Source organism: Collinsella sp. TM10-22 (assembly GCF_003466125.1).
Lineage (GTDB): Bacteria > Actinomycetota > Coriobacteriia > Coriobacteriales > Coriobacteriaceae > Collinsella.
On sequence record NZ_QSOC01000007.1, the window covers coordinates 1 to 15,963 of the forward strand.

Here is a 15,963-nt window from a genome sequence, read left to right on the forward strand (position 1 = left end):
AATCTATCAGCGCCCTTCCGTAACGGGCGCTGCTTGCTGACAGCTTTAGTTATATCCAAATTCCACCCGCAATTCCACCTCGCCCCCGAACGGTCAACAAAGTGCGATGAACGGTATATCGCATGTGATTACCCCATGATGCACTTCGGCGCTCTAAAGTACCTTTTCAAAGGTAAACGCTATTTTTCCTAAAAATAATCCCCATCGCATCTATAAATCCATGGTTCAGAATTGCATAGGTAAAACAGTTTTATGTATATAAATGAAGCTAGCTCACGTTTTGGACCGAATTCGATGATATTCAGCTCACCATCATTCTTATTCACGCATCCCTATCAGTTGAGTGAGAATATTGAACGCTAGCAATAGCGTTGCGAGCGTTAGTTCTATGGCCGGGCATCGTAAGAAATAGGTAAAGATACCGTTCACGCGATACGTCCGTGCCAGCGGTCAATTAAATTGAGACAATAGAGAATAGAGTTAGGCTATCGTCCCCTGCGGGGACTGAACGGACAGATGCATATGCCGAGCAAAATCGAAAAGAAGCAAAAGGCCGCCAATCTGCGCAAGCCGCCGCGTGATTTTTCGTATACGCAAAACCGAGAGCTTAGCTGGCTGCGCTTTGATAACCGCGTGCTTGACGAGGCATTCGACGAGACCGTTCCTTTGTTCGAGCGTCTAAAGTTCGTGTCGATCTTCGAGTCCAACCTCGACGAGTTTCTCATGGTGCGCGTGGGCGGCCTGTCCGACCTGGCAGAGCTCAAAAAACAGCCTGTCGATAACAAGAGCAATATGACCGCCTCCGAACAGGTCGATGCCGTCATGGCCGAAATGCCCGGGCTCCTTACCCGTTGGGAGTCCATCTTCAAGAGCATCGAGGGCAAACTCGACGCCCTGGGCGTTCACCGCGCTCGCGTCGATTCGCTTACGCCCGAGGAGCGCACCTTTGTCACCCGCTACTTCCAGGCCTACGTGTCGCCGGTCATCTCGCCGTTGGTCATTGACCCGCGCCACCCCTTCCCCAACCTGCGCAACGGCGCACTCTATCTAGCTTGCGGACTGGACGGTGTCACGGACGAGGAAAGTCTGCTGGGCCTCATCGAGATTCCCGCCTCGATGAACCGCGTGGTCGAGATTCCCTCGCCCGCCGGCACCTACTCCTACATCTTGCTCGAGGACGTCATTCTTGCCTGCTTGGACAGCTGCTTTGGCTCCTATAAGCCGCTCGACCGCGCTCTGATCCGCGTCACCCGCAATGCCGATATCGACCCGGACGGCGAGGGCGTCGAGGAGGAAGAGGATTACCGCCAGCACATGAAGCGCATCCTCAAAAAGCGCTTGCGCCTGCAGCCGGTGGTGCTTGCCGTCTCCGGTTCGCTCGAGAAGGCGACGCTCAAGACCATCCGCAAAGCGCTCGAGCTTTCGCGCCGCTCGGTTTTTACCTGCGATATCCCGCTCGACCTGGACTACGTCTTTGGCATCGAGGGCAAAATTCCCGAGCACCTGCGCAACGAGCTCCTCTTTACGCCGTTTAAGCCGCAGCCCAACCCCACCATCGACATGTCCCGCTCCATTCGCGAGCAGGTGCTGCAGGGCGACAAGTTGCTCTTTTACCCCTACGAGGCCATGAATCCGTTCCTGGACCTGGTACACGAGGCCGCATACGACCCCGAGTGCATCTCGCTGCGCATCACGCTCTACCGCGTGGCCAAGCAGAGTCGTCTGTGCGAGTCGTTGATTGACGCCGCCGAGAACGGCAAAGAGGTCACGGTGCTCATGGAGCTCCGCGCGCGCTTTGACGAGCAAAATAACATCGAGTGGGCAGAGCGTCTGGAAGAAGCGGGCTGCACCGTTATCTATGGCTCCGAGGGCTTTAAATGCCACTCAAAGATCTGCCAGCTCACCTATCGCGAGGGCATGGCGCTTACACGCCTAACGCTGTTGGGCACCGGTAACTTTAACGAGAAGACGGCCAAGCTCTACAGCGACTTTATGCTCATGACCGCCCATCCCGGGATCGGCGAAGACGCCAACCTGTTCTTCCGCAACCTGTCGCTGGGCAACCTGCGCGGCGACTACCGCTTTTTGGGCGTGGCGCCCGTCGGCCTTAAGCCACTCATCATGCGCGGTCTGGACCGCGAGATCCAACGCGCTCTCGCCGGCGAGCCCGCGCGCGTATTCTTTAAGCTCAACTCGTTGACTGACCGCGAGGTCATCGACAAGATCGCCGAGGCATCGTGTGCCGGTGTGCGCGTGGACATGATCATCCGCGGCATCTCGTGCCTGAAGCCCAACATTGCGGGCAAGACCGAAAACGTGCACGTACGTTCTATCGTCGGACGCTTCTTGGAGCACGCGCGCGTCTATGCCTTCGGCGTGGACTCGGACATGATCTACCTGAGCTCTGCCGACATGATGACGCGCAACACCGAGCATCGCGTAGAGATCGCCTTCCCCGTGCTCGACCCCACCTGCCGCGCGCTGGTGCACGAGTACATGGGCGTGCAGCTGCGCGACAACGTGAAGGCACGCAGCCTGACGAGCGACGGCACCTGGGTTCCCGTAGAGCGAAAAGAGGGTGAGAAGCCCTTTAACTCGCAGGAGTTCCTGTTGGAGCGCGCTTATCGCAACGCCGAGTCCGCAGCCGTGGCTTCGGAGCCCGTCGCCAAAGCAAAACCGGAATCCACACCTGTTCTGGGCCCCAAGCCCAAGCCCCAGGCGGACGTTCCCAAGGTCCAGAAGGTCCAGAAGGTCCAGGCAACCGTCATTGAACCCGACCTGGAATCCGAACCCGAGCCTGCGCCCCAGCCCCAGCCCCAGCCTCGGCCGCAGACCGTCAAGTCCGCGCCCCATGCAAGCGCCCACCGCGAGAAACCCGCCGGCCAGACCAAGGCCATCGAGCGCCATCGCCCCGGCCGCGTGCGTATGGGTCTGGGCCTGATCGGCTTAGGCCTTAAGACGCTCATTACCGGCAAGACGAAATAGACGTTTGTAGAAGCGCCCCGTATTTGAGGAATGCCTCAGGTACGGGGCGCTTTTCCCTGCTACCATGGTTGCGGACAACAACGCGAATGACAGGCAGGAATATGAAGCTCACCATAGAATCGATGACGTATGGCGCCGATGGTCTGGCGCACGCCGACAACGGCAAGGCCGTATTTGTGCAGGGCGCCGTGGCGGGCGATACCGTCGAGGTCGAAATCGTGCAGGACGGCAAGTCGTTTATGCGCGCCCGCGCCACCGAGATTCTTGAGCCGAGCCCCGATCGAATTCAGCCTCCCTGCCCCTTCGTGGGCGTCTGCGGTGGCTGCTCGTGGGGCAATCTCTCGCGCACCGCTCAGCTTGCCGCCAAGGAGCAAAACCTGCGCTCCACGCTCGAGCGCATCGGCAAGTTCACCCCTGAGCAAGTCGACGAGCTGGTGCAGCCCATCCGCCACACCAAGGACGATTGGGGCTACCGCAATAAAATTGAGCTCGAACCGACCGTCGTTAACGGCCGCGTTCGTCTTGGCATGCACGGCGTCGATCCCAGCAAGATCGTGACCGTCGATTCGTGCCCGCTGTTCGATAAGCGTTTTCCCAAGGCGCTCAAATCGGTCGTCGGCGCGCTTAACTATCTGAGCGGCAGCCACGACCTGGGCTTGGAGCGCGTGGGCATTCGCGCCTCGCGTCGCACCAAAGCGCTCGAGGTCGCGCTCTGGACGCCCACGGGCTCGTTCCCGCGCTCGCAAGTCTCGCGCGTGCTGGCAGACGCCGCACACCCCACGAGCATAGTGCGCGTTATGAGCAAGGGTGAGAAGAAGGCCCGCCGCGTCTCCAAGGTTGAGATGCTCGCCGGTGAGGGCTCCTGGACCGAGAACATCGCCGACGGCCAGATGCGCCTTTCGGCCCCGTCGTTTTTCCAGGTCAACACCAAGGGTGCCGAGATTTTGATCGAGCTTGTCATGGAGGCGCTCGACCCGCAGGAAGACGAACTTGCCGTGGACCTGTATTGCGGAGCTGGAACCTTCACCCTGCCGCTCGCCCGCCGCTGCGACTTTGTTGCCGCCGTCGAGGCCTACGGCCCGGCCGTGCGCGACCTGCGCCGTAACCTGGAGATCAACAAACTCGATAACGTCGATGTCATCGGCGGCGACGCGGTGCGCGAGTTCCCCGATCAGGACGCCGATGTCCTGGTGGTCGACCCGCCGCGTGCAGGCCTCGCCCCCGAGGCGATCGACCTTATCGCCAGCACGAGTGCTCGCGATGTCGCCTACGTGAGCTGCGACCCGGCCACCCTGGCGCGCGATCTCAAACGCTTTGTCGAAGAAGGCACCTTCTCCCCCGTAAAGATCACGCCAGTCGACCTGTTCCCGCAAACCTTCCACTGCGAAACCGTCGTCCACCTCAAGCGCAACTAACCCAACTGCTCGAACCCACCGCCCAAATGATTTTTCTGGGACGGGGATTTAATGATCATTGTGTACCGAATGATCATTAAATCCCCGTCCCAGAAAAATCATTTGGGAATGGGGCATGGCAAGCATGAGTCTTCGGGGTATAAGACGGCTAATTGTATGCCGCCCTATGAAAGGAACCCTCATGCCCAGCGTTGCCGTTCTCGCCGCCGATGGCTTTGAAACTATTGAATGCCTGACCATGGTCGATGTCATGCGTCGCGGCGGCGTGCGTGCCACGCTCGTCTCGATCATGCCCACGCGTGAGGTCGTAAGCTCGCTGCAGATCCCCGTGACCTGCGATGCGCTCTTTGATGAGATCAATTTTGACGAGTACGACTGCGTCGTGCTGCCCGGCGGCCTGCCCGGTGCCACCAACCTGCGCGCCGATCAGCGCGTCTGCGACGTGGTCTGCGAGTTCGCCGCGACCAAGCACGTCGCCGCCATCTGCGCCGCCCCGTTTATCCTGGGTGAGCTCGACCTGCTCGAGGGGCGCCACGCCACTTGCTTCCCTGGCTTTGAGAAAAGCTTCCCCGAAGGCGCCTATACCGGCGAGAAGATTACGCAAGACGGCAACATCATCACCGCCAGCGGCATGGCCCAGTCGCTCCCCTTTGCGCTTGAGCTGCTGCGTACGCTCGCTGGAGACAAGGCTGTCGAGAAGGTTGCCGAGGGCATTCAGCTATGATTTTGGCTTCGCAATCACCGCGCCGCATCGAGTTGATGCGCGAAGCGGGCTACGACATCCGCGTCATTCCCGCTGACATCGACGAGACTCCTTTTGATGACGAGGCCCCGCTTACGCTTGTCGAGCGCTTGGCTCGCGCTAAGGCTGCCGCCGTTGCCGCCGAGCACGCCAATCCCAGTGAGCTGACCATCGCGGCCGACACCATCGTCACCTTCGATGGCAAGATTTTGGGTAAGCCGGCAAACGAGGACGAAGCCCGTACCATGCTCCACGAGCTCTCCGGGCGCACGCATCAGGTCGCAACCGGCGTCTGCATCGTTAGAGCCGGAGACGCCACAGCCCCGCACGCCGCCGAGAGCCTGTCGTTTGTCGATGTGACCGACGTGACGTTCTATGAGCTCACCGACGAGCAGATTGAGCGCTACGTCGCCTCGGGCGAGCCCATGGACAAAGCCGGCGCCTACGGCATCCAGGGCGTCGGCGGGCGCATGCTCGTGCATGATATTTCGGGCGACTTCTACAACGTGGTGGGCCTGCCCATCGCTCGCGTCGCGCGTGCGATTCAAAAACTATCGTAATTGCATCTGGCGCTGGGTATCCCCCAGCGCCTACAATTTCGGCGTACCGTACGGATCCCGACCGGGCATAAGGCCCGGCGGAAAACCGATAGGAGTAAAACATGGATACACTGCTTGAGGCCATTGACGTTTGCGATGTCGATGGCTTTTGCTTTGGCAACTACACGGACGAGGAGGCCGGCACCGGTTGCACCGTAATCGTGGCACCCGAGGGCGCCACCGGCGGCGTTGACGTTCGCGGCGGTGCCCCGGCATCGCGCGAGACCGACCTACTGCGTCCCGAGAACACTGTGGACAAGGTCCACGCCGTCTGCCTTTCGGGTGGATCGGCCTTTGGCCTGGAGGCCGCAAGCGGCGTCGCCCGCGAGCTCGAGAGCCGCGGCATCGGCCTTCCCGTCGGCCCCACGCAGGTGCCTATCGTGTGCTCCAGCTGCATCTTCGACCTCGCCTTTGGCGATCCCACCGTGCGCCCCGACATAGAGGCCGGCATCGCCGCCGTGCGCGAGGCACTCGACAACACCCCCACCACACTCGAGCAGGGCAATGTGGGCGCCGGCACCGGCGCTACCGTAGGTAAGCTCATGGGCCCCGCCACCTGCATGAAGGCCGGCCTTGGCACTGCCGCCGTGGCGCTCGGTCCCGTTAAGGTAGGCGCCGTGGTTTCGGTCAACGCCTGCGGCAACGTCGTCGACCCGACCACGGGCGAGTGGGTGGCAGGCATGCGCGCAGCAGCCGATAGCGACCAGATCATCGATATGGAGCTCGCCGCTTTTGCCGCCGCCGGCTCTATGCAGATGCCGCTCGACCGCACCAACACCACTATCAGCTGCATCGTCACCAACGTGGAGCTCACCAAGGCCCAGGCCACCAAGGTCTCCCAGATGGCAGCAGACGCCTACGCGCACGCCATTCGCCCCACGCATACCACCAACGACGGCGACACCATCTACACCCTCGCCAGTGGCAAACTGGGCGCCCAGGCAAGCGCCGCCATTCCCCTAGACCTGCTGGGCATGCTCGCCGTAAGGGCACTGGAAACCGCCATCGTAAACGGAGCCAAAACCGCCAAAACCTCCCACGGCATCCCCGGCGCCGCAAAGTAACCTCACCTGACCGGTTGCCCGGTGGGGCTTGGTTATGTTTGCTGCTCTACAGTCCTGGCTCGCACGAGGAGCACATTAAGTTCTCTTCGGCTCGTGCGGAACTCGCGACAAACATAACCAAGCCCCACCGGGCAACCTACTCAACCAGATCCCTTTCAGCCCAGACCCCTGTGTACCACGCGTCCAAGATCTTCAAATTCAAATCATCTGAAAATCGATACTTATAGCAGAGGTCCCTTGGCCTTTAGTTTGATACAAGTTCCACACGAGCCGGAAAGCACTTAATGTGCTTTCCGTGCGAGCAGGACTGTCCGCAGTAGCAAACTAAAGGCCAAGGGGCCCAGTCAACCTAACAGAAGCGATTACTCGGCAGTTAGTTGAATTTGAAGATCTTTGAGGCAAGACGGTATAGGCCGAGTGTGGTTTTGTCCCCGGCCCGTCCGCGCAGGTTAGTAAAGAAGCCGACCACGCCGTAGCGCGCACGACGATACATGCGCTCGTCGTAGGACTTCAAATCGCCCCACAGCGTCTTCAGACGCTCATCGGCACAATCCTCATCGGAAAGCTTGGTAAGCACCGAGCAAATCGCCATCATCATGGTGAAATAGCCCATCATGTACGAGCGCAGACGCGACGACTCGACATCGCTGTACAGGTGGAACGATTCCATCATGATGCGCGTAACGCGGAACTGCTGGTCCAGGCGCTTGACCATCGTGGCCTCGTTGACGCTCTGACCCTCGCGACCGATAAAGTAGCGGTAGAGGTCGATGTCGGCGTAATAGATAGTCTTGCAACGCGGCAGCGGCACGTAGGCGTAGATGTTGTCCACATAGAACGTGTGCGGCGGCATGGGCAGGTTGGATGCGCGCAGCACATCCGTGCGGTAGCACAGGCTGTGCATGAGCAGGTTCTGGTCCAGACGGAAATGACCGATCTGATCCCAAGTAAAAATCTTTTTGCGCGGCAGGGCAAACTTGTAACCGATAGCGGTATGCGTGCCCTCGTAAACCTTCTCGTACACGTAGTTCGAGATAAACAGATCCACGCGCTGGTCACGCTCCTCAAAGCCGCGCAGGATCGAAAGCATGGTCGAAAGGGCAGCGCCGTCGAGCCAGTCGTCCGAGTCGACAACCTTGTAATAGGTGCCCTGCGCCTCGCGCAAGCCCGAAAGGACGGCGATACCGTGGCCGCCGTTCTCCTGATGCACCGCGCGGATAATGCCGGGGTAACGCGTCTCCCACTCGTCGGCCTTAGCGGCCGTCTCGTCCTTGGAACCGTCATCGACGATGATAATCTCGATGTCGGTGGCATAATTGCTCCCCTCCAGAATGGAGGTGATGCAATGGTCCATGTCCTTGGCGGCGTTATACGAGGGAATACCGAATGTTATGACTTTATGCATGGCAGGCGATAATCTCATCCGAAAGATCGAGGGCGGAGTTGGTCACGGCATCCATATCGTAGTAACGATACTCGGCCAAGCGACCCACCGGGTGGAAGTTCGTCAGGTTCTGGACGCGCTCAAGATAGCGCTCGTAGAGCTCACGGTTCTCGGGCTCCAGGATGGCGTAATACGGCGTCTCGCCCGAGCCGGGCGTATAGGCCTTGGAGTACTCCTTCATGATGGTGGTCTTGCCGGGCAGGACCTGACCGGTCATGTTCTTGAACTCGGTAATGCGCGTATAGTCCTCGCTCGTGGTGTAGTTGACGGTGCCCACGGGCTGGAACTGATCCAGATCGAGCGTCTCGAACTTCATGTCGAGTGTGCGGTACGGCAGCGCGCCCAGGTCGAGGTTGAACAGCTCGTCGAGCGGACCGGTGTAGACGATCTCGCCACCATAGACCTTGCCGTCGATCTTGACGGTGGTCTCGTCGATTTCAAAGAGGTCACGGGCGTCTACGTCACAGAACACGTCGATCAGATCGTGATCGAGCATATGCTCGAACAGCGCGGTATAGCCGTCCTGCGGCATGCCCTGGAAAGGAGCCTGCGGGAAGTAGCGATCGTCATCGCCCACAAAGACGGGAACGCGGCCGGTGATCGAGGGATCGATCTGGTCGGGCGTCTGGCCCCACTGCTTCATGGTGTAATGCAAAAAGACGTTCTCGTAGACGTAATCAGCGACCTCGGCCAAGTCGGGGTCGTTCTTCTTACGCAGCTCCATAATGGGCACCTTGACATCCTTGCCAAAGGTCTCCACGAGCTTCTGATACAGCTCCTCGCCGCGCTCGTCACCAAAGGCGAGTTTGAGACTCGCATGGTTGAAGGGCACGGGCATAAGGGTGCCGTTGATGTTGGCGAGCACCTTGTGCTGATAATCCGTCCACTTGGTAAAGCGCGACAGGAAATTGTGCACGCGCTCGTTAAAGGTGTGATAGATATGCGGACCGTACTCGTGGATCAGGATTCCGGCCTCGTCAGTGCAGTCATAGGCATTGCCCGCAATGTGGCTACGGCGCTCCAAAACGGCAACACGATAGCCGATGGTCTCGGCAAGACGGCGGGCGCAAACGGCACCGGCATATCCAGCACCGACGACAATCATGTCGTACGCGCCGGCGTTAAAGCCTTCAGGCAGGCCTGAGGTAATCTGCATCGATACTCCTTGTCAAAAGCCACGGGCTCGTTAGCTGGGCTTTTCTCGAACATTCTTCGAGACATATTTATCAGAGCGATTATAGCGCTAATGCGTCCTATAATGAGCTTGCCACACAAGGAAAGCTCAAGCACCGCGGCGTACAAATTTGAAAGGTAAACCCGCTAGCAGCGGGTTTATTCGTGAACAGCCGGGCGCCTGGAGCTTAGTGAAACGCTTGTAAGGAGTAACATGAGCGATTTCCTTAACCGTATGAAGTCTGCCGCCAAGGCCGACCTTAAGACGATCGTCCTGCCCGAGGGCGAGGATCCGCGCACCATCGTCGCGGCCACCAAGATTATCGAGGAGGGCCTGGCAAAGATCGTCATCCTGGGTAACCCCGACGAGATCAACGTTCCCGGCGCCACCGTCATCGATCCGCGCAATGCCGAGAAGCACGAGGAGTACGCGCAGAAGTTTGCCGAGCTCCGTGCCAAGAAGGGTGTCACCATCGAGCAGGCTCGCGCCCAGGTGATGGACGCCACCTACTTTGGCACCATGATGGTCAAGATGGGCGACGCCGACGGTCTGGTCTCCGGCGCCTGCCACTCCACCGCCGACACCCTGCGCCCCGCGCTGCAGATCCTCAAGACCGCCCCGGGCACCAAGCTGGTCTCGGCCTTCTTCGTGATGTGCACCGACACCCCGCAGTTCGGCACCGACGGTACGCTGATCTTCGCCGACTGCGGCCTCAACATCAACCCGTCCTCCGACGAGCTCTCCGAGATCGCCATCGCCTCCGCTCACTCCTGGTCCACTTTTATGAGCAGCGTCGAGCCGCACGTGGCCATGCTCTCCTACTCCACCATGGGCTCCGCCGGCGGCGAGGTCGCCAAGAAGGTCCAAGAGGCCGTGAAGTTCTGCAAGGAGAAGGCCCCCGAGCTCGCCATCGATGGCGACCTTCAGCTTGACGCCGCCATCGTTCCCACCGTCGCCCAGCTCAAGGCTCCCGGCTCCTCCGTTGCCGGCAAGGCCAACGTGCTTGTGTTCCCCGACCTCGAGGCCGGCAACATCGGCTACAAGCTGGTCCAGCGCTTCGCCGGCGCCGACGCTTACGGCCCTATCCTGCAGGGCATTGCCAAGCCGGTTAACGACCTTTCGCGCGGCTGCTCTGCCGACGACATCGTGGGTGTCGTGGCCATCACCGCCGTCCAGGCTCAGATGGCTGAGTAGCGGACGTATCCCACCGAAGGCCGCACAGGCTAACCCCTGAAAACGTCCTCGACCAATGAAACGCCCCCGTTCTGCTCCTTCGGAGCTACGAACGGGGGCGTTTCTGGTCTGCGGATTATTTTCAGGGGTTAGCCTGTGCGGCCTTCTACCGCGACGTAGCGATCAGGGAATCTGGAGTGGACGGCGGCTTGGCTACGAGCTGGGGCTGAGGATCTGAATGAATGGGCGCCGTTGCTGAGAGCATATGCGTTGCGGATATGGTCACTTTGGATCCGAAATGCGAAACGCGGCCGCCGTCCTTCTGCCAACAAAAAGGCCTCCGGAGCCGTTTGCTCTGGAGGCCTTTCATTCAATTGCAAATGAGCGCTAGTTGTTCGCGGTCAGGCGCTCGACGTCGTGGGCGATCATGTATTCCTCGTCGGTGGGGATGACCATGACCGTGACGGAAGAGCCGGCGGCGCTGATGACCTGCGGGCCGTTGCCCACGGCCTCGCGGTTCTTGTTGTTGTCGATACGCACGCCCAGCCACTCAAAGCAGTCGCAGAAGGCCTTGCGGATCGACCAGTCATTCTCACCGATGCCGGCGGTAAAGGTAATGGTGTCCACGCCCGCCATGGAGGCGATCATGGAACCGGCCTGCTGCATGGCCTTATAGGCGAACATATCGAAGGCGAGCAGGCAGCGCTCGTCACCCTCGGAGGCGCGCGTACGGATGTCGCGGGCGTCGTTGGAGATGCCCGAGATGGCAAGCAGACCGGACTGCTTGTTCATCATGTCATCGACTTCCTGGTAGGTGTAGCCGCCCTCGCGCTGGAGGTAGCACACGGTGGCCGGGTCGATAGAACCACAACGGGTGCCCATCATCAGACCGTCAAGCGGCGTGAGGCCCATCGTGGTATCGCGGCACACACCGTCCTCGATGGCGGCAATCGAGGCGCCGTTGCCCAGATGGCACGAAAGCAGACGGTGGCAGCGCGCACCCAAGATCTCCTTGGCCATCATCCACTCGTAACGGTGGCTCGTACCGTGCGCGCCATATTTGCGCACGTGGTACTTGTCGCACACGTCCTTGGGCAGGGCGTAGGTGTAGGCGACCTCGGGCATGGTCATGTGGAACGAGGTGTCGAAGACGGCCACATTGGGCAGCTCCGGATACTTCTCGCGGCAATATTCGATTGCCGCGGCCTCGCCGTAATTGTGCAGCGGGGCGAGCGGGGCCACCTCAAGGATCTTAGCCATGACCTCATCGTCGACGACCGCGGAATCATCGAAATGCCAGCCACCCTGAACGATACGGTGGCCGATGCCATCGATCGTAAAGTCGGTCTTCTCAAGCTCCTCGAGTACGCGCGCAATGGCGCAGCGATGATCGGGGAAGGGAACTTCTTCGGTCTGCTTGGCGCCACCGTTCTCGGCGTGACCAAAGATGCCCATGTCCGAGCCGATACGCTCGCAGTTGCCCTTGGCGAAAACCTCGCGGGTATCGGTATCCAAGAGCTGATATTTAAGGCTTGAGCTGCCGGCGTTAACAACAAGTACGTTCATGAGACTCCTTTGCAGTGCAATACGGTCGGCATGCCCCTTAAGGCGGCCGTATGTTAATAAGAAGTTATCACAGCTTGATAAATAGCTATCATGCATATCGCCCAACGAGCACAAAAGAGGGGCCAAACGGCATGTTGCTGTCCAGCCCCTCCCCTCTTGCAATTACTTGGCGTTGACGATGCGCTCGACGTCGGAAGCGATCATGAACTCCTCGTCCGTGGGGATGACAAAAATCTTGACCTTAGAATCCTTGGCGGACAGGCACCAAGCGCCGTCGCCGCGCAGGGCATTGCGGGCATGATCCATCTTGACGCCCATAAAAGCCAGACGATCGGCCACGCCGGCGCGAACGGCCGGAGCGTGCTCACCGATGCCAGCAGTAAAGACCAGGGTGTCCATGCCACACATGGAGGTGGCCATCTCGGCGGCCTTGGCGGCAATCTTGTAGACGAACATATCGAAGGCGAGCTGAGCCTCGGGGTCGCCAGCGGCGGCGAGCTCCTCGACGTTACGGCAGTCGTTGGTCTTGCCGCCAGTCACGGCCATGAGGCCGGACTTCTTGTTCATCATCTCGTCGACCTCGTCAAAAGTGTAGCCACCCTCGCGCTGCAGGTAGCACACGGTAGCCGGGTCGATGGAACCGCATCGGGTACCCATCATGACGCCGTCGAGCGGCGTCAAGCCCATGGTGGTGTCCATGCACTTGCCGTCCTCGATGGCGCACAGAGAAGCGCCGGAGCCAATGTGGCACACGACGACCTTGCGGGCCTCGCCGTTGGTCATCTCGGCGACCTTCTTGGAGATGTAACGGTAGCTGGTGCCGTGAGCGCCATACTTGCGGATGTGCAGCTTGTCGCAGACGTCCTTGGGCAGGGCGTAGGTGCGGGCGACCTCGGGCATGTTGAAGTGGAAAGCGGTGTCGTAAACCGTGACGTTGGGCAGGTCGGGATACTGCTCCAGGCAGTACTCGATAACGTTGGCCTCGGGGTTGTTGTGCAGCGGGGCGAGCGGGGCAACCTCGCGGATCTTGGCGAGAACGTCCTCGTCGACGAGGGAGGAATCGCCAAAGTACCAACCGCCCTGAACGATGCGGTGGCCGATTCCCTCAATCTTGACGCCGTTGGCCTCGAGGTCCTTCAGGACGACCTCGATGGCGACCTTGTGGTCGGGGAACTCGATGTTCTCGGTCACCTTCTTGGAACCGTTGGCAGCGTGGGTGAAGGTGCCGCCGGTAAAGCAGACGCGCTCGCAGGAGCCCTTCGCGGACACCTTATGGGACTTGGTATCGATGACCTGATACTTAAGGGTCGAAGATCCCGCGTTGACGACCAGAACGTTCATGTGTCTCCCTACTAACAGGCGGTGTGGCGCCGCCAGGTTACATACGCTTCAATAATAAACCCAAACGCCCTCGCGCTCGGGTTTATTGCGTTGATATATAAGTTATCGGTGCCAGAGCTTCCGATTCATTGCACGGAAGAGGCGCCCTCAGATGAGGTTCTCGCCCAGGTTTTTGCCGCCGAGGATGTGCATGTGGAAGTGCATGACGGTCTGGCCGGCGTTGACGCCCTTGTTGGAAATGACGCGGAAACCGTCCTCCAGACCCTTGGCCTTGGCGACCTCCTGGATGGCGTGAGCCATGGCGCCCATGGTCTCGGCGGGCACGTTGTCGGCGATATCGCTGTAGTGCTTCTTGGGGATCACGAGCGTATGGACCGGCGCCTGGGGGTTGAGGTCGTCAAAAGCGATGACCTGGTCGTCCTCATAGACAACGGTCGAGGGGATCTCGTGGTTGGCGATTTTGCAGAAAATGCAATCACACATGGTTGGTTCCTTTCTCACAGACCAAAGTAGTCTTTTTGGGACGGGGCTTTTTTGACTACTTTTTCGCAAACGCAAACGCTCGGCGAGCCGTCGCGCAAGGGTAGTCAAAAAAGCCCCGTCCCAAAAAGACTACCCCAAAGCAGGCTGTAAGTTGGTTAGAACGAAAGGTTGTCGTCGGTGTTGGCGGCTTCGCCGTCGGCGAGTACGTCGTTGCCGTCGACGTCCTTAAGGAGCACCGAGACCTTCTGCTCGGCATCGGACAGGCGGGTGCGCAGGCTCTTGAGGAGCTCGACGCCGCGGGTGTAGCTCTCGAGCGACTCCTCGAGCTCCATATCGCCCGACTCAAGGCTGCGGATGATGAGCTCCAGCTCTTGCGAAGCCTGCTTGTACGTAAGCTGCTCCACCGGGGTCTTCTCTGCCATATTTGTTTCCTTTCCTAAAGGTTTATCACTATGAAACGCGGCCTACTCGACCGCATCGACCGTTGCCGCCACGTTGCCGTCTGCCATGCGTACGCGGATGGCGTCGCCGGGCTTAAAGGTCTTGGCGCTCGTAGCCACGCCGTCTTCGCTGTAGGCGATGGAATAGCCGCGGGCAAGCACCTTGAGCGGCGACAGGGCATCGAGCGACGCGGCCGCTCGGCCCAAGTCGGACGCGGGCTTGCTGAGCATCGTGCGCCCCTGATGCTCTAGACGGGAGCTTGCGAGCATGAGCGCATGGCGCTTGCCATCAAGCCCTGAGGTGCTTGCGATCAAGCGCTCGGGCAGACGCTCGAAGTTGGAACGAAAGGACCCGACCGAACGCGTTATGGCGCCAGACAGACGATCGGCCGTCAGGGCAAGCTCAGACTCGCGACGCTCGACCATAAACGTTGGGTCGTTGAGGCACGGGCGGCACGCAGCCGCATCGAGTGCATCGCCTAGGCGAGCCGTATAGGTGTCCCAGACACGACGACCGCGTTGGTCGAGCATTTCCAGATCGACCTGATCCGACCCGATCATCGAAGCCATCGCGGCGCCCAGACGCTGATGGCGCGTCTCGAGCACGTCGGCCAACTCCGTCATAGCCGGCGCCACCGATTCTGCCGCTGCCGTTGGCGTGGAGGCGCGACGGTCGCTCACCATATCGCAGATCGAGGTATCGGGCTCATGCCCAATGCCCGTCACCACAGGCACGGGACAGGCTGCCACCGCACGGGCGAGCACCTCGTCGTTAAAGGTCATGAGATCCTCGAAGGAACCGCCGCCACGCACGAGCAAAATGCAATCGGGCGCCGGCGTAATGGCAGCGGCGCGGCGCAAGCCTTCAATAAGCTCTGCCGGCGCACCCTCGCCCTGGACCTTTGCGCCCACGCAGACAAGCTCGACAAGCGGGTTGCGACGGCGCAGCGTACGCTTGACGTCGTCGATTACGGCACCAGAAAGCGAGGTGACGACCGCCACGCGCGAGCAAAACACCGGGATGCGACGCTTGCGCGTCTCGTCCATCAGGCCCTCGCGGCGTAGCTTTTCGGCCAGCTGCGCCACTTGTTGACGCAGCAGACCCTCCCCCGCCAGCGAGAACGAGCGGGCGACGAAGCTCATGCGACCCGTAGGCTTGTAGAGATTGAAGCTGCCCTTAAAGCTTACCTGCATGCCGTCGCGCAAGTCGAAAGTGCGCTTAAGGTAGGCGCCCTTCCAGATGATACAGTCGACGGCCGCCGAGTCGTCCTTGATCTGAAAGTAGCAGTGGCCGCTTCGGGCGTTGGGACCACGGAAACCCGTGACCTCGCCTAAAACGCTCAGCTGCGGAATGGCATCGAGCGCGCCGGCGGCGATCTCCACCGCCTGGCTCACGCTGAGCTCCTTGCGCTCCTGATCGTCCGAACCGTCGAACTCGGCGGAAACGGCATTGCCGGTTAGATTCCAGCCTGCCACGCAGCCTCCTTCCGTTATCGTGCACAAGGGCTTCGGCCCTGCGCAAATTCAAATCCAACAC

General features: G+C 60.1%; 13 protein-coding genes. 6 read left to right on the forward strand and 7 right to left on the reverse strand.

What is annotated here, in order from left to right:
• Positions 1–522 precede the first annotated feature (522 nt).
• The 5 genes from ppk1 to DXD94_RS07875 all read left to right on the forward strand — a co-directional run bounded on the left by ppk1 (position 523) and on the right by DXD94_RS07875 (position 6,805).
• Positions 523–2,985, forward strand: coding sequence for a polyphosphate kinase 1 (gene ppk1 / locus DXD94_RS07855; RefSeq protein ID WP_233540348.1), 2,463 nt, complete (start codon positions 523–525; stop codon positions 2,983–2,985).
• An 86-nt stretch (positions 2,986–3,071) separates the two neighbouring features.
• Positions 3,072–4,400 carry a 23S rRNA (uracil(1939)-C(5))-methyltransferase RlmD gene (gene rlmD, locus DXD94_RS07860; protein WP_117763741.1) on the forward strand — a complete coding sequence of 443 codons (1,329 nt, stop codon included), beginning with the start codon at positions 3,072–3,074 and terminating at the stop codon, positions 4,398–4,400.
• Positions 4,401–4,581: 181 nt separating this feature from the next.
• Positions 4,582–5,124, forward strand: coding sequence for a DJ-1 family glyoxalase III (locus tag DXD94_RS07865; protein WP_117763742.1), 543 nt, complete (start codon positions 4,582–4,584; stop codon positions 5,122–5,124).
• Positions 5,121–5,702, forward strand: a complete 582-nt coding sequence (locus DXD94_RS07870) for a nucleoside triphosphate pyrophosphatase (RefSeq protein ID WP_117763743.1) — start codon at positions 5,121–5,123, stop codon at positions 5,700–5,702. The genes DXD94_RS07865 and DXD94_RS07870 overlap by 4 nt, the downstream gene beginning before the upstream one ends.
• Before the next feature lie 101 nt (positions 5,703–5,803).
• Positions 5,804–6,805, forward strand: a complete 1,002-nt coding sequence (locus tag DXD94_RS07875) for a P1 family peptidase (protein WP_117763744.1) — start codon at positions 5,804–5,806, stop codon at positions 6,803–6,805.
• A 373-nt stretch (positions 6,806–7,178) separates the two neighbouring features.
• Here DXD94_RS07875 and DXD94_RS07880 read toward each other — a convergent pair whose 3' ends face one another.
• Together DXD94_RS07880 and glf are read right to left on the reverse strand one after the other, a co-directional pair.
• Positions 7,179–8,210, reverse strand: a complete 1,032-nt coding sequence (locus tag DXD94_RS07880; protein ID WP_117763745.1) for a glycosyltransferase family 2 protein — start codon at positions 8,208–8,210, stop codon at positions 7,179–7,181.
• The gene (gene glf, locus DXD94_RS07885; RefSeq protein ID WP_117763746.1) at positions 8,203–9,405 is read right to left on the reverse strand and encodes a UDP-galactopyranose mutase; all 1,203 of its coding nucleotides are present in this window, start codon (positions 9,403–9,405) and stop codon (positions 8,203–8,205) included. Before glf ends, DXD94_RS07880 begins: the two co-directional genes overlap by 8 nt.
• Positions 9,406–9,636: 231 nt before the next feature.
• Between glf and pta the strand changes: the two genes are divergently transcribed.
• Positions 9,637–10,617 (forward strand): phosphate acetyltransferase, encoded by a 981-nt coding sequence (pta, locus tag DXD94_RS07890; RefSeq protein ID WP_117735246.1) that lies wholly within the window; start codon positions 9,637–9,639, stop codon positions 10,615–10,617.
• Positions 10,618–10,983: 366 nt separating this feature from the next.
• On the opposite strand, the gene DXD94_RS07895 is transcribed toward pta, so the two are convergent.
• From DXD94_RS07895 to xseA, 5 genes are all read right to left on the reverse strand, one after another.
• The gene (locus DXD94_RS07895) at positions 10,984–12,162 is read right to left on the reverse strand and encodes an acetate/propionate family kinase (protein ID WP_117763747.1); all 1,179 of its coding nucleotides are present in this window, start codon (positions 12,160–12,162) and stop codon (positions 10,984–10,986) included.
• Positions 12,163–12,324: 162 nt separating this feature from the next.
• Entirely contained in the window at positions 12,325–13,503 is a 1,179-nt protein-coding gene (locus DXD94_RS07900; protein ID WP_117735248.1) for an acetate/propionate family kinase, read from the reverse strand.
• Positions 13,504–13,650: 147 nt separating this feature from the next.
• A complete protein-coding gene (locus DXD94_RS07905) occupies positions 13,651–13,986 on the reverse strand; it encodes a histidine triad nucleotide-binding protein (RefSeq protein ID WP_006234310.1) in 336 nt (111 codons plus the stop codon).
• 155 nt (positions 13,987–14,141) lie between these two features.
• Positions 14,142–14,408 (reverse strand): exodeoxyribonuclease VII small subunit, encoded by a 267-nt coding sequence (gene xseB, locus DXD94_RS07910; RefSeq protein ID WP_006234311.1) that lies wholly within the window; start codon positions 14,406–14,408, stop codon positions 14,142–14,144.
• 42 nt (positions 14,409–14,450) lie between these two features.
• Positions 14,451–15,902 carry an exodeoxyribonuclease VII large subunit gene (xseA, locus tag DXD94_RS07915; RefSeq protein ID WP_370448125.1) on the reverse strand — a complete coding sequence of 484 codons (1,452 nt, stop codon included), beginning with the start codon at positions 15,900–15,902 and terminating at the stop codon, positions 14,451–14,453.
• Positions 15,903–15,963 lie beyond the last annotated feature (61 nt).

What these genes read in the sequence shown, in the direction of transcription:
- ppk1 (WP_233540348.1), top strand. Translation starts at nt 523, where the DNA reads ATGCCGAGCAAAATCGAAAAGAAGCAAAAGGCCGCCAATCTGCGCAAG.
- DXD94_RS07875 (WP_117763744.1), top strand. Translation starts at nt 5,804, where the DNA reads ATGGATACACTGCTTGAGGCCATTGACGTTTGCGATGTCGATGGCTTT.
- DXD94_RS07880 (WP_117763745.1), bottom strand. Translation starts at nt 8,210, where the DNA reads ATGCATAAAGTCATAACATTCGGTATTCCCTCGTATAACGCCGCCAAG.
- DXD94_RS07905 (WP_006234310.1), bottom strand. Translation starts at nt 13,986, where the DNA reads ATGTGTGATTGCATTTTCTGCAAAATCGCCAACCACGAGATCCCCTCG.
- xseB (WP_006234311.1), bottom strand. Translation starts at nt 14,408, where the DNA reads ATGGCAGAGAAGACCCCGGTGGAGCAGCTTACGTACAAGCAGGCTTCG.
- pta (WP_117735246.1), top strand. Translation starts at nt 9,637, where the DNA reads ATGAGCGATTTCCTTAACCGTATGAAGTCTGCCGCCAAGGCCGACCTT.
- DXD94_RS07865 (WP_117763742.1), top strand. Translation starts at nt 4,582, where the DNA reads ATGCCCAGCGTTGCCGTTCTCGCCGCCGATGGCTTTGAAACTATTGAA.
- glf (WP_117763746.1), bottom strand. Translation starts at nt 9,405, where the DNA reads ATGCAGATTACCTCAGGCCTGCCTGAAGGCTTTAACGCCGGCGCGTAC.
- rlmD (WP_117763741.1), top strand. Translation starts at nt 3,072, where the DNA reads ATGACAGGCAGGAATATGAAGCTCACCATAGAATCGATGACGTATGGC.
- DXD94_RS07900 (WP_117735248.1), bottom strand. Translation starts at nt 13,503, where the DNA reads ATGAACGTTCTGGTCGTCAACGCGGGATCTTCGACCCTTAAGTATCAG.
- DXD94_RS07895 (WP_117763747.1), bottom strand. Translation starts at nt 12,162, where the DNA reads ATGAACGTACTTGTTGTTAACGCCGGCAGCTCAAGCCTTAAATATCAG.
- DXD94_RS07870 (WP_117763743.1), top strand. Translation starts at nt 5,121, where the DNA reads ATGATTTTGGCTTCGCAATCACCGCGCCGCATCGAGTTGATGCGCGAA.